General features: G+C 63.4%; 12 protein-coding genes. 9 read left to right on the top strand and 3 right to left on the bottom strand.

Annotated features, from left to right (window positions below):
• Nucleotides 1-8: 8 nt before the first annotated feature.
• Nucleotides 9-1598 (bottom strand): trimethylamine methyltransferase family protein, encoded by a 1590-nt coding sequence (locus C8K44_RS15210; RefSeq protein WP_109576625.1) that lies wholly within the window; start codon nt 1596-1598, stop codon nt 9-11.
• A 181-nt stretch (nt 1599-1779) separates the two neighbouring features.
• Nucleotides 1780-3273: a PLP-dependent aminotransferase family protein gene (locus tag C8K44_RS15205; protein WP_109576624.1), complete on the bottom strand. Its 1494-nt coding sequence runs from the start codon at nt 3271-3273 to the stop codon at nt 1780-1782.
• A gap of 251 nt (nt 3274-3524) precedes the next feature.
• Between C8K44_RS15205 and pgi the strand changes: the two genes are divergently transcribed.
• Genes pgi through C8K44_RS15190 form a run of 3 tightly spaced genes read left to right on the top strand, consistent with a single transcriptional unit; the run spans nt 3525 to nt 6390 of the window.
• Nucleotides 3525-5168 (top strand): glucose-6-phosphate isomerase, encoded by a 1644-nt coding sequence (gene pgi, locus C8K44_RS15200; protein ID WP_109576623.1) that lies wholly within the window; start codon nt 3525-3527, stop codon nt 5166-5168.
• Between the two features lie 5 nt (nt 5169-5173).
• Nucleotides 5174-5887 (top strand): HAD family hydrolase, encoded by a 714-nt coding sequence (locus C8K44_RS15195; protein WP_109576622.1) that lies wholly within the window; start codon nt 5174-5176, stop codon nt 5885-5887.
• A 38-nt stretch (nt 5888-5925) separates the two neighbouring features.
• Nucleotides 5926-6390, top strand: a complete 465-nt coding sequence (locus tag C8K44_RS15190; RefSeq protein ID WP_109576621.1) for a GNAT family N-acetyltransferase — start codon at nt 5926-5928, stop codon at nt 6388-6390.
• A 19-nt stretch (nt 6391-6409) separates the two neighbouring features.
• Here C8K44_RS15190 and C8K44_RS15185 read toward each other — a convergent pair whose 3' ends face one another.
• On the bottom strand, nt 6410-7582 hold the full coding sequence (locus C8K44_RS15185) for an Mrp/NBP35 family ATP-binding protein (RefSeq protein WP_109576620.1): 1173 nt from the start codon (nt 7580-7582) through the stop codon (nt 6410-6412).
• Between the two features lie 218 nt (nt 7583-7800).
• Between C8K44_RS15185 and C8K44_RS15180 the strand changes: the two genes are divergently transcribed.
• The 6 genes from C8K44_RS15180 to C8K44_RS15155 all read left to right on the top strand — a co-directional run bounded on the left by C8K44_RS15180 (nt 7801) and on the right by C8K44_RS15155 (nt 12276).
• The gene (locus C8K44_RS15180) at nt 7801-8214 is read left to right on the top strand and encodes a VOC family protein (protein ID WP_109576619.1); all 414 of its coding nucleotides are present in this window, start codon (nt 7801-7803) and stop codon (nt 8212-8214) included.
• A gap of 32 nt (nt 8215-8246) precedes the next feature.
• Complete coding sequence (locus tag C8K44_RS15175; protein WP_109576618.1) at nt 8247-8654, top strand: DoxX family protein; 408 nt, start codon at nt 8247-8249, stop codon at nt 8652-8654.
• Nucleotides 8655-8764: 110 nt separating this feature from the next.
• The gene (locus C8K44_RS15170) at nt 8765-9142 is read left to right on the top strand and encodes a VOC family protein (protein WP_109576617.1); all 378 of its coding nucleotides are present in this window, start codon (nt 8765-8767) and stop codon (nt 9140-9142) included.
• A 63-nt stretch (nt 9143-9205) separates the two neighbouring features.
• Nucleotides 9206-10105, top strand: a complete 900-nt coding sequence (locus tag C8K44_RS15165; protein ID WP_109576616.1) for a LysR family transcriptional regulator — start codon at nt 9206-9208, stop codon at nt 10103-10105.
• A 138-nt stretch (nt 10106-10243) separates the two neighbouring features.
• Entirely contained in the window at nt 10244-10723 is a 480-nt protein-coding gene (locus C8K44_RS15160) for a formate dehydrogenase subunit gamma (RefSeq protein WP_109576615.1), read from the top strand.
• Nucleotides 10720-12276 carry an NADH-quinone oxidoreductase subunit NuoF gene (locus tag C8K44_RS15155; RefSeq protein WP_109576614.1) on the top strand — a complete coding sequence of 519 codons (1557 nt, stop codon included), beginning with the start codon at nt 10720-10722 and terminating at the stop codon, nt 12274-12276. The genes C8K44_RS15160 and C8K44_RS15155 overlap by 4 nt, the downstream gene beginning before the upstream one ends.
• The last annotated feature ends 9 nt before the right edge of the window (nt 12277-12285 follow it).

Here is a 12285-nt window from a genome sequence, read left to right as displayed (position 1 = left end):
CAGCCCCCCTACCCGCCCATGCCGCCACGCGGCAACTTGATCAGTTCACCGAAGCGGGCGCGCAGCCTGTCGTCGGTGGCCTTGGGAACGTGGCGCGGAAAGCACTCGGCCAGGATGCGTTTCTTTTCTGATATCGCCTTGCCCAGCAAATCGGGCTTGCCCTTTTCGTTCCACTCCTTGGGCGAGAAACGGTCGGCAACGGCCGGGTAGAAATATTCGGTCTGCATCAGCCTGAGCGTCTGCTCGTTGCCGAGGTAGTGGCCGGGGCCCTTGAGGCACACCTCGGTGATGGTGTCGATCGACAGTGCCGCGTCGGTGACCTCGATGCCGCGCACGCAGCGCAGGCATTGGCCCAGCATGTCGTTGTCGATGATCAGGCTTTCCAGGCAAAAGCCGAGCAGCGAGGCATGCATGCCGGCGGACTCATAGACCAGATTGAGGCCCGACAGACCCGCCATGACATTGGTGATGCCCTTTTCGTAGCCGGACTGGATGTCGGGTAGCTTGGAGTCGGCCATGCCGGCGGCCGAACCGCCGGGCAGATCGTAGAACTGGGCCATCTGGGCGCAGGCCGCAGTCAGCAGCGCCTGTTCGGCCGATCCACCCGACATGGCGCCGGTGCGCAGGTCGGAGACGAAGGGCCATGTGCCGAAGATGGCGGGGTGACCGGGTTTCAACGCGTTGACATAGACCAGGCCGGCCAGCACCTCGGCCACTGCCTGGACCACCGCGCCGGCGATGGCAGCCGGTGCTGTTGCGCCCGCCTGCCCTGCCGACAGCAGCAGGATCGGGATGCCGCCGTCGACGCAAGCCTCGAGCACGCCGCAGGCATCCTCGGCGAACTTCATCGGCGGCACGACGAAACAATTGGAGTTGGAGACGAACGGGCGGGCCCTGAAATTCTCCTCGCCGCCGGCGATTTCGTAAAGCATCTCCAAGGCCGGGGCGACGTTCTCGCGCACGGTGAAACTTGTGCCGACATGCTTGGACGTGCCCGACACGCAGGCATAGAGCGTGTTGAAATCCATTTCCAGCGGGTCGGGAATGTCGCGCGGCACCATGGGGCGCTGGAAGAAATGGATGTTGTCGAGCCCGTCGACGATGCGGGCGGCGTCGTAGATGTCCTGCAGCAGGCTTTCGCGGTATTCGCGCTTTTCGACGTCGACAAGATGCACGGCAGCGCCGGCGGTGCCGTAGTGCACGCGCTTGCCCTGGATCACCATGTCGTGCCTGGGGTCCTGGCCGCAGAGCGTGAAGTTGCGGGCAGCATTCTTGATGGTGGAGAGCACCAGCGCGCGCGGAAAACGAATGCGGCCGTCGTCGCCGTAGCTTGCGCCGACCCTCGTCAGCGCCTCGATGCAGCTTGGAATGGCGTTGGCGAAGCCGACGGTTTCAAGCAGCGTCAATACCGCTTCGTGGATGCGTTCGAGATCGTTTGGGCCCAGCGCCTGGAAGCGTCCGCCTTCGAGGCCAGCGCGGATGGGGCGGATGTCGTCGGCGAGTGGAGCCGCGCGCATCGCCCGCCTGGCCTCCCTGCCACCGGATCGGCGCGAGCGTTGCTCCGCCGACAGGTCATGGCTTTCGATGGCATGCGGCATGCAGGTCCTCCGAATTTCTCTGAGGCTGGCCCGCAGTGATTATGCCACCGTCGTGTCGCCTCGTTCCCTTTGCGCGACTATGCCGTGTCCATTGGCCCAGACTATGGGCCAACGGATTCCGCCGGATATGCCAGATCGCTGATATAAGCCGGCGGCGCGGAGGAGCCGCCGGCGAAGGGCATCATGCAGCCGCTGGGCGGCGTCCGGCGGCGGTCGCCAGTTCGCGGATTCCGGGTTCGATATGCTGGAGCGCAATCGAGGAAATACCCAACCGCATGAAGCGGGTAGGCTTGTCGGAATGCTCGAAGAAGCGTTCGCCCGGCTCGATGATGACGCTGCGTGTCGCAGCAGCAGCGGCAAGCCCGCGCGAGTCGGTGCCGCGCGGCCCTTCGAGCCACAAGGACGTGCCGCCGGCGGAGTCGGTCGACTGCCAGTCTGGCAGAAAAGCCGAGATCGCCTGGACCAATCGCTTGCGCCTCTCGCCGAAGGCGGTCGACAACCGGCGCACCAGCGCCTCATGGTGGCCGAGCGACAGGAACAGAGCGACCGCGCGCTGGTTGTTGGCCGGTGGATGGCGCAGCATGAAGCGGCGCAGCGCGCGCAGCTCGGCGATGAGATCCGCCGAGGCGACGATGTAGCCGAGACGCAGGCCGGGCGCGAGCGTCTTCGACATCGAGCCGACATAGACGACACGGCCGGAGCGATCGAGGCTCTTCAATGCCTGCTGGGGCGCTTCGTCGAGCAACTGGCTGTCATAGCCGTCCTCGATGATGATCTGGTTGTTGCGCATGGCACGGGCAAGGAGGTCCTGCCGCCGCTCTGCACTCAACGGCACCATTGTCGGGCACTGATGGCTCGGCGTAACGAAGACAAAGCCGGCATCGGACGGGATCGCCGACGTGACGATGCCCGAATGGTCGACCGGAACCGGCTCGATGTCGGCACCGGCGAGCCGGAAGATCGAGCGAGCATCCGGATAGCCCGGGTCTTCCATCGCAACCTTGGAGCCCTTGGACATCAGCAGCGTTGCGAGCATGTAGAGCGCGTTCTGCGCGCCAAGCGTGACGATGATCTCGTCTGGGTTGGCGAAGATGCCACGGCGCGGCAGCAGGCGTGCCTGGATCTGCTCGATCAGAAGCGGATCGTCGCGGTCGACCATGTCCGCCGCCCAGTTGCGGATTTCAAGCACCGCCAGTGCCATGCGGTTGCACTCGCGCCATTCGGCGGTCGGAAACAGCGTCGGGTCGAACTGGCCATAGACGAAGGGGTAGGACGACTTGATCCAGTTTTCGAGCTTGGCGGGCGGAGGCATGTCGGAGGCAGCGATCTGGCGGCGCGCCTTCCAATCGATTTCATTGGCCTGGTCGGGGCTCTTCTGCTGCGGCTTGGCCGGCGTTGCCAACACTTCGGGATTGACGAAATGGCCCCGGCGCTCACGCGCCACGAGGAAGCCCTGGTCGACCAGCTGCTGGAAAGCCAGAACCACCGTGCCACGCGCCACGCCAAGCTTTTCGGCAAGGATGCGGCACGAAGGCAGCGGCATCGAAGCCGCGATCTGGCGGTCGAGAATGGCGGCGACGATCGCCTGCCTGATCTGGGCCTGGAGCGTCTGACCTGATTCCGCCGAAATCCGGAACAAGCCTGACCAGATAGCCGTGTCGTTTCGCTGTGGCATAGAATCTCTTCCCGCATGTCCAGTCTTTTTGACTTTGCTGGACCATAGAACGCTATCCTTGGTACAAGCGGTTGCACCAATCAATTTTTCTAATCCTATAGATTTATGCCAGTGAACCTTTCCAGCGACGGTTGTAGATGGAGGCAATTGAACCGATTGAAATTTGGAACGATAGTCCGCCGCGACGCCTCTCAATGACTCTCAAGGTCTGCTAGGGTGATGCCAGCAGCTCACATCCCCGGAGTTTCCAGATGATCGACCAATCCTTTCATGCGGCGCTGACCGCGCTTAGCAACCATCATCAGGACGCGCCCAGGAACTTGCGGGCGGCATTCGCCTCCGACCCGAAGCGGTTCCAGCATTTTTCGGTGACCGACGGTGACTTGCTGTTCGACTGGTCGAAATGCGCCGTAGACGCCACGACCATGGCGCTGCTCGAAAAGCTGGCCCAGGCGATCGACCTCGCGGGCAAGCGCGCGGCTATGTTTGCCGGTGCGCGCATCAACGTCACCGAAGATCGCGCGGTGCTGCACACGGCCCTGCGCAACCCCGTCGGCGAACCGGTCATGCTCGACGGCCATGACGTTACCGTGGACGTACACGCAGTGCTCGACGCCATGGCGGCGTTTTCGGACGATATCCGCTCGGGCAAGGCGGCAGGCGCCACCGGCAAGAAGATCACCGACATCGTCAACATCGGCATCGGCGGCTCCGACCTCGGCCCCGCCATGGCGACGCTGGCGCTGGCGCCCTATCATGACGGGCCGCGGGCGCATTTCGTCTCCAACATCGACGGCGCCCATATCCACGACACGCTGAAGGGGCTCGACGCCGAGACGACGCTGTTCATCATCGCGTCCAAGACCTTCACCACCGTCGAGACGATGACCAATGCCGCGACCGCGCGGCGCTGGGTCGAAGAAAAGCTTGGCGCGGCGGCCGTGGGCAAACACTTCGCCGCTGTGTCGACCGCCCTCGAGAAGGTTGCCGCCTTCGGCATCGAGCCTGGCCGCGTCTTCGGCTTTTGGGACTGGGTCGGCGGGCGTTATTCCCTGTGGTCGGCGATCGGCCTGCCGATCATGATCGCCATCGGCCCGAAGAATTTCCGCGAGTTCCTGGCCGGCGCGCATGCCATGGACCGGCATTTCGCCACCGCGCCGCTGCTCAAGAACATTCCCGTGCTGATGGGGCTGGTCGGCTTCTGGCACCGCGCGGTGTGCAACTATCCCGCACGCGCCGTCATTCCTTATGACCAGCGCCTGTCGCGCCTGCCGGCCTATCTGCAGCAGCTCGACATGGAATCGAACGGCAAGAGCGTGACGCTCGCTGGCGGCGGGGTGGTGACGCCGACCGGACCGCTGGTCTGGGGCGAGCCCGGCACCAACGGCCAGCACGCCTTTTTCCAGCTGCTGCACCAGGGTACCGATATCATCCCGGTCGAGTTCCTGGCGGCTGCCGAAGGCCACGAGCCCGACCTTAAGGAACACCATGACCTCCTGCTCGCCAACTGCCTTGCGCAGTCGGAAGCGTTGATGAAGGGACGCACGCTCGAAGAAGCGCGACGGCAGATGCTGACCAAGGGGATCAAGCCCGAGGAGGTCGACAAGATCGCGCCGCATCGCGTTTTCTCGGGCAACCGCCCTTCGGTGACCCTCCTCTACCGCAAGCTCGACCCGCATATGCTCGGGCGACTGATCGCGCTTTATGAGCATCGTGTCTTCGTCGAAGCGCAGCTGTTCGGCATCAACGCCTTCGACCAGTGGGGCGTGGAACTCGGCAAGGAACTGGCCACCGGGCTGCTGCCTGTCGTGGAGGGGCGAGAAAATGCCGCGCGTCACGACTCCTCGACAGCAGGCCTCGTGGAGCATATCCACCGGCTCAGATCAGGGGAGTAGTCATATTGCGGGGCATCAAGGGCATACTTTTCGACAAGGACGGAACCCTTGTCGATTTCCAGGCGACATGGTTCGCCATCGGCGAAATGATGGCGCTGAAGGCGGCTGACGGCGACAAGACACGCGCCGATGCGCTGATGGACGCAGCCGGCTACGATTTCGAGGCACATGGTTTCCGCGCCGATTCGGTGTTTGCCGCCGGCACCAACGCCGATATCGTGGCTCTATGGTACCCTGACGCCGGCAATGACGAGCGGGCCGCACTGGTCAAGGTTTTCGACCAGGTGTCGGCCGAACAAGGCTCGGCCAAGGCCGTCCCCCTGCCCGGCAGCAAGGACGCACTGGCACGCCTGCATAGCGCGGGCTTCCGGCTCGGCGTCGCCACCAACGATTCGACCAGCGGCGCGGAAAAGACGCTGCTGACGCTCGGTGTCGCGCAGATGTTCGAGGCTGCCTACGGCTATGACGCGGTAGCCAATCCGAAGCCAGCACCGGATTCGATCCACGCCTTTTCCGATCTCACCGGCCTCAAGCCGTCGGAAATCGCCATGGTGGGTGATAATCGCCACGATCTCGAAATGGCCCGCGCCGGAGGGGCAGGTCTCGCAGTCGCCGTGCTTTCGGGCACCGGCACGCGCGAGTCCCTGACACCGATGGCTGACGTGGTGCTGGACTCGATTGCCGACCTGCCGGCCTATCTGGCGTCCAACAACGGCTGAAGAGCGCGGCGGCGAAGCCGCGATCGGCGGGGATTTTCATGCCATCCGAACTGACAATTCGCCGGGCAACCCGTGCGGACCTGCCTGGACTGGTTCAGCTCTACAGGCATCTGGTTCCCGACGACGTGCCGCTGGACGACGCGAAGGCCGGCCTGATCTGGGACCGGTTTTCGCGTATCGAAGGCAGCTCGATATTTCTCGGCGTGCGCGACGGCATCCTCGTTGCCACGTGCACGCTCGTCGTCATACCGAATTTCGTCCGCAGCGGCGCGTCCTATGCGCTGATCGAAAATGTCGTGACGCACTCCGATTTTCGCGGGCGTGGCCACGGCGAGGCCGTGCTTGGTCGCGCCGTCGAAACGGCGTGGTCGCTCGGCTGCTACAAGGTGATGCTGCTGACCGGTTCGAAAGACCCGGCAACCCTGGGGTTTTACGAGAATGCCGGGTTTGCGCGCAGCAAGACGGGTTTCGAGATGCGGCGACTGCCGCCGCGTGAAGGATGAGGGGCCGAGGCCCCCTCGCCTACTCGAACACGATGGTCGGCGTGGCGGCTTCCGAAGCGTCCTTTTCTTCCTGCAGACGAGCCCAGACCTTGGTGGCGATGTCGCGATAGACCTTGGCTTCGGCACCGTCCGGCTTCGACACCGTGACCGGCGTGCCTGCGTCCGAGCTTTCGCGGATACCCATTTCGAGCGGCACCTCGCCAAGGAAGGTCACGCCAAGGCGTTCGGCTTCCTTCCTGGCACCGCCATGTCCGAAGATGTCATAACGCTTGCCGGTGTCGGGAGCGATGAAATAGCTCATGTTCTCGACGATGCCGAGCAATGGCACGTCGACCTTCTTGAACATGTTCAAGCCCTTGCGCGCGTCGATCAGGGCAAGATCCTGCGGCGTGGAGACGATCACAGCACCTGCCAGCGGCACCTGCTGGGCCATGGTCAGCTGGGCGTCGCCAGTGCCGGGCGGCATGTCGACGACGAGCACGTCGAGCGGCCCCCATTCGACCTCGCGCAGCATCTGGGTCAGCGCCGACATGACCATCGGCCCGCGCCAGATCATCGGCGTCTCCTCGTCGACGAGGAAGCCCATCGACATGACCTTGAGACCGTAGTTGCCCATCGGCTTCAGGATCTTGCCGTCGACCGTCTCGGGCCGGCCGTGGATGTTGAGCAGGCGCGGCATGGACGGGCCATAGATATCGGCATCGAGCACGCCGACCTTGAGGCCAATCGCCTGGAGGCCGAGCGCGATGTTGACGGCGGTGGTCGACTTGCCGACGCCACCCTTTCCCGAGGCAACGGCGATGATCGAAGAGATGCCCGGAACGCCGCGCTTGCCCTGGCTTTGCGAGGCTGGCGCGTGCTGTGCCGGACGCGCTGCGGGCGCGGCTGCGGCCGGGCGCGCAGGCGCTGGACGCTGCGGCACGGGCGCCTCCATGCCACCACCCTTTTTCTCGGCGGTCAGGGCAACTACAGCCCCCGTGACGCCTGGGATGGCCTTGACGACACGCTCGGCAGCGGCGCGCAGCGGCTCCATTTCCTGCGCGCGGGCAGCCGGAACGGTGATCGAGAAGAACACCTTGCCGTCAGCGATAAAAATGTCGGACAGCAATCCGAGATCGACGATGTTGCCTGAGAAATCCGGGCCGTTGACCGTCTTGAGACGCTCCAGAACGGTTTCTTTGGTGACTGACATTTGGGCCCTGCCTTACTGCTCCATTGCGTCATTGAGATAGTGCAGTTTGCCTCAAGAACCAAGCTACCCGATACGGCAGCCGCGCCATGCCCGATGGGCCAGCCCGCCGATCGCCCCATGCTTGCCCGGCAAAAAAGAAATCCGCGCCAGCATGTCGGCGCGGCGCTGCCTGCTGCGTCCTTGGGGCAGACTGAGCGCAAACGTCAGGGAGAACCGACATGAAATTCGTCAATTACCTCTTCTTCAACGGCGACACCCGCGAGGCTTTCGAGTTCTACGCCAAGGTCTTCGACGGCAAGATCACAGGCATGCTCACCCACCGCGAAACGCCTGCGAGCAAGGACGTGTCGGAGGAGTGGCAAGACAAGATCATCAACGCCCAACTCATCATCGGCGACCAGGTGCTGATGGCTTCGGACGCGCCGCCGCAATACCGTACTGAAATGTCTGGCTTTTCGGTGTCTGTCGACATGGACGACCTCGCCAAGGCCGAGCGCGTCTTCAACGCCCTAGCCGATGGCGGCTCCGTCAACATGCCGTTCAGCCCGACCTTCTGGGCCAAGGGGTTCGGCATGGTGAAGGACAAGTTCGGCACACCGTGGATGATCAGCAGCGGCAACGCCGGCGCATAAGCAAAACAAGCAGCATTACGAGGGACCAGACCATGCAATCGGCTATTGTAACTCCAACCATTTCGAGCCCTGTCCTGTGGACCGGACGTGTCCTCAGCGGCGCCCTGATCGCTTTTCTTGTCTTCGACGCGGTGATCAAGCTGGTGCCGCTGCAAGTGGTGATCGACACCACGGCAGCGCTGGGCTTTCCACCTGAATTGGCACGAACGCTCGGTGTGCTGACGCTTATATGTACCGCACTCTACGCCTGGCCGCGGACGGCGATCCTCGGCGCGATCTTGCTGACCGGTTATCTCGGCGGGGCCATCGCGATCCATCTACGCATCAGCAACCCGCTGTTTTCGCACACCTTGTTCGGCGTCTATCTCGGGCTGATGGCCTGGGGCGGGCTCTACCTGCGTGACGAACGGTTGCGAGCCTTGATCCCGTTCCGCCGCTGAACACCACGCCTGGTCGGCCCGTAGAGGCACCGGCTCGCGCTACACTGTCGCCCCGCTGGGGCGACCCTATTTACTGAACGGGGTGCGAGGACAAGACAAAGGAGAAAGCCATGCTTGGTGAAACCAACGCCGTTGCAAATCTCGCAGTCAGGGATCTCGCCCGCGCCAAGGCCTTTTACGAGCACACCCTTGGCCTGAGGGAAGTCGACCACATGGGCGAGCAAGTGTCGGTGCTGAAAAGCGGCGATACGGTGATCAACGTCTATCGATCGGATTATGCCGGTACCAACAAGGCGACAGCGGTGACCTGGAAGGTCGGCGACAAGATCGACAGCCTGGTCAGTGAACTCAAGTCAAAGGGCGTGAACTTCGAGCATTACGACCTGCCCGAAACCGCCCATCAGGGCGACATCCATGTCTTCGGCGATATTAAGGTCGCCTGGTTCAAGGATCCCGACGGCAACATCCTCAACCTCGTGAACAGATGATTTTCGCGCGGTAGTCCCTTGTGAAGACTGGCTTAATCGGACGGCGCCGGATAGTTTTCCGGCATGATCGACAAGCTTGAGTTCTTCATCGCGCTCGCAAGGGAGCAACATTTCGGACGCGCCGCCGAGGAATGCGGCGTCACGCAGCCGACGCTGTCGGCCGGCATCAAGCAGCTCGAGGACATCTTGGGCGTCATGCTGGTGCAGCGTGGCTCGCGCTTCCAGGGCCTGACGCCAGAAGGCCGGCAGGTGCTGGACTGGGCGCGGCGCATCGTCGGCGACACACGCGCCATGCGTGACGAGATGCGCGCCGCCCGCCACGGCCTGTCAGGGCGCATCCGCATCGCCGCCGTGCCGACAGCGCTTGCCATGGTGCCAAAGCTGACAACGCCGATGCGCGAAAAGCACCCGGGCGTCACCTTTTCGATCCTGTCGCGCACCTCGATCGAGATCCTGTCTTTGCTCGGCAATTTCGAGATCGACGCAGGCATCACATATCTCGACAACGAACCGTTGGGGCGTGTCACCAGCGTGCCGCTGTACGCCGAACGCTACCAGCTGATCACGGCTGCCGGAAACGAGTATTCCGACCGCGACAAGGTGACATGGGAGGAAGTGAGCACCTTGCCGCTGTGCCTGCTGACGCCCGACATGCAGAACCGGCGTATCATCGACCAGCATCTCGCCGAAGCAGGCGTGCAGGTGCGCCCGACCCTCGAATCCAATTCGATGATCGTCTTGTTCTCCCACATCCGGACCGGCAAATGGTCATCGATCATGCCGCTGAACCTTGCCGAGACCTTTGGTTTCGCCGAACCTATCCGGGCAATTCCCATAGTCGAACCCGATGCCAGCCACAGCGTCGGGCTGGTCGCGGCACCTCGCGAGCCGCACACGCCACTGGTCAAGGCGCTCATTGAGGAAGCCATGACGCTAGCAGGCAACTTCCGGCGCAAGCCGTGATATAATGACTGGCGCTCCGTCCACTCGATAGAAAATTTTTATCATGTGACGAAACAGCTTTATTGATTCCGGGCGTTGAGATCGGGTTCAATAGAGACATAGCGCCTAAGTCGGCGCCAGTGTCAGGGAGGGCGCTGCATGGTTCTGCAGCCTGCAAGTACCGAGATCGCAGCGCGCACCGCTGCGGTGATCAGCGAGTTGAAGAGCCTCGAGGGTCCGCTGATCCCGATACTTCACGGTGTTCAGGAGGAATTCGGCTACGTTCCGCAGGAAACCCTGCCGATCATCGCCGAAGCGCTGAACCTGTCGCGTGCCGAAGTGCACGGCGTCTTCACCTTCTACCACGATTTTCGCCATCACCCGGCCGGCCGCCATGTGCTCAAGGTCTGCCAGGCCGAGGCTTGCCAGTCGATGGGCAGCGACGCGATTGCCGCCCAGATCAAGCAGAAGCTCGGCATCGGCTTCCACGAAACCAGCAAGGACGGCGACGTGACGCTGGAGCCGATCTACTGTCTCGGCCTGTGCGCATGCGCGCCCGCCGCGATGCTCGACGGCGAAGTGATCGGCCGGCTCGACGCCGACAAGATCGATGAAATCGCCGAGGAGATCCACTCATGAGCGTGACGATCTACGTTCCCGGCGATTCCGGCGCGCTTTCGCTCGGTGCTGAAAAGGTCGCCAAGGCCGTTGCCAAGGAGGCAGCTGAGCGCGGCGTCGATGCCAAGATCGTGCGCAACGGATCGCGCGGCCTCTACTGGCTCGAGCCGATGGTCGAAGTCGTCACGGACGCCGGCCGCGTTGCTTACGGCCCGGTTTCGGCCAAGGACGTGGCGTCGCTGTTCGACTCTGGTTTTGTCACCGGCGGCGCGCACAAGCTGTCGCTCGGCGATCCTGAAAAACTGCCATTCGTCGCCAAGCAGACACGGCTGACCTTTGCCCGTTGCGGCATCACCGATCCGATCTCGCTGGAAGACTACGAAGCCCATGGCGGCCTCGTTGGCCTGCGCAATGCGGTCGCCATGGCACCCGCCGACATCGTCAAGCAGGTGACCGAATCCGGCCTGCGCGGACGCGGCGGCGCGGGCTTCCCGACCGGCATCAAGTGGAAGACGGTCCTCGATACGCCGGGCACGCAGAAATACATCGTCTGCAACGCCGACGAAGGCGACTCCGCGACCTTCGCCGACCGCATGATCATGGAAGGCGATCCCTTCGTCTTGATCGAGGGCATGGCGATTGCCGGCCTCGCGACCGGTGCCACCAAGGGCTACGTCTACATCCGCTCGGAATATCCGCATGCGATCGCGGTGATGGAAAAGGCCGTCAAGGTGGCGCGCCGCGCCGGTGTGCTCGGCAAGAGCGTGCTCGGCGCCAGCCAGGGCTTCGACATCGAGATCCGCTCGGGCGCTGGTGCTTATGTCTGCGGAGAGGAAACTTCGCTGCTCAACAGCCTCGAGGGCAAGCGCGGCGTTGTTCGCGCCAAGCCGCCGCTACCGGCGATCCAGGGCCTGTTCGGCCGCCCAACCGTCATCAACAACGTGATCTCGCTCGCCTCCGTGCCGATCGTCATGGACAAGGGCGCGCAGTACTACAAGGACTTCGGCATGGGCCGCTCGCGCGGCACGATCCCGATCCAGATTGCCGGCAACGTCAAGCATGGCGGCCTGTTCGAGGTGGCCTTCGGTCTCACGCTCGGCGAGATCGTCGACGAGATCGGCGGCGGCACAGCAACCGGGCGCCCGGTCAAGGCGGTGCAGGTCGGCGGCCCGCTCGGCGCCTATTTCCCGCGCGCGCTATTCGACACGCCGTTCGACTATGAGGCATTCGCGGCCAAGGACGGCCTGATCGGCCATGCCGGCATCACCGTGTTCGACGACAGCGCCGACATGCTGAAGCAGGCGCGCTTCGCCATGGAATTCTGCGCCATCGAAAGTTGCGGCAAGTGCACGCCCTGCCGCATCGGTTCGACGCGCGGTGTCGAAACGCTCGACAAGCTGGCTCAGAACATCGAGCCCGAAAAGCAGCTCGCGCTGGTGACCGACCTCTGCAACACGATGAAGTTTGGGTCACTTTGCGCTCTTGGCGGCTTCACGCCCTATCCGGTGATGAGCGCCATCAACCATTTCCCCGAAGATTTCCGGCCGGCAGCGGTCGCTCAGGCAGCGGAATAGGAGACGGCA

Origin of the sequence: Aminobacter sp. AP02, assembly GCF_003148805.1 — a bacterium.
Classification (GTDB): Bacteria; Pseudomonadota; Alphaproteobacteria; order Rhizobiales; family Rhizobiaceae; genus Aminobacter.
Note: the sequence above shows the minus strand (reverse complement) of the source record. Positions and strands in the feature narration are given on the sequence as shown.

Coding starts and splice junctions, on each gene's coding strand:
- C8K44_RS15170 (WP_109576617.1), top strand. CDS start 8,765: ATGCTTGGTGAAACCAACGCCGTTGCAAATCTCGCAGTCAGGGATCTC.
- C8K44_RS15180 (WP_109576619.1), top strand. CDS start 7,801: ATGAAATTCGTCAATTACCTCTTCTTCAACGGCGACACCCGCGAGGCT.
- C8K44_RS15175 (WP_109576618.1), top strand. CDS start 8,247: ATGCAATCGGCTATTGTAACTCCAACCATTTCGAGCCCTGTCCTGTGG.
- pgi (WP_109576623.1), top strand. CDS start 3,525: ATGATCGACCAATCCTTTCATGCGGCGCTGACCGCGCTTAGCAACCAT.
- C8K44_RS15205 (WP_109576624.1), bottom strand. CDS start 3,273: ATGCCACAGCGAAACGACACGGCTATCTGGTCAGGCTTGTTCCGGATT.
- C8K44_RS15185 (WP_109576620.1), bottom strand. CDS start 7,582: ATGTCAGTCACCAAAGAAACCGTTCTGGAGCGTCTCAAGACGGTCAAC.
- C8K44_RS15160 (WP_109576615.1), top strand. CDS start 10,244: ATGGTTCTGCAGCCTGCAAGTACCGAGATCGCAGCGCGCACCGCTGCG.
- C8K44_RS15165 (WP_109576616.1), top strand. CDS start 9,206: ATGATCGACAAGCTTGAGTTCTTCATCGCGCTCGCAAGGGAGCAACAT.
- C8K44_RS15190 (WP_109576621.1), top strand. CDS start 5,926: ATGCCATCCGAACTGACAATTCGCCGGGCAACCCGTGCGGACCTGCCT.
- C8K44_RS15210 (WP_109576625.1), bottom strand. CDS start 1,598: ATGCCGCATGCCATCGAAAGCCATGACCTGTCGGCGGAGCAACGCTCG.
- C8K44_RS15155 (WP_109576614.1), top strand. CDS start 10,720: ATGAGCGTGACGATCTACGTTCCCGGCGATTCCGGCGCGCTTTCGCTC.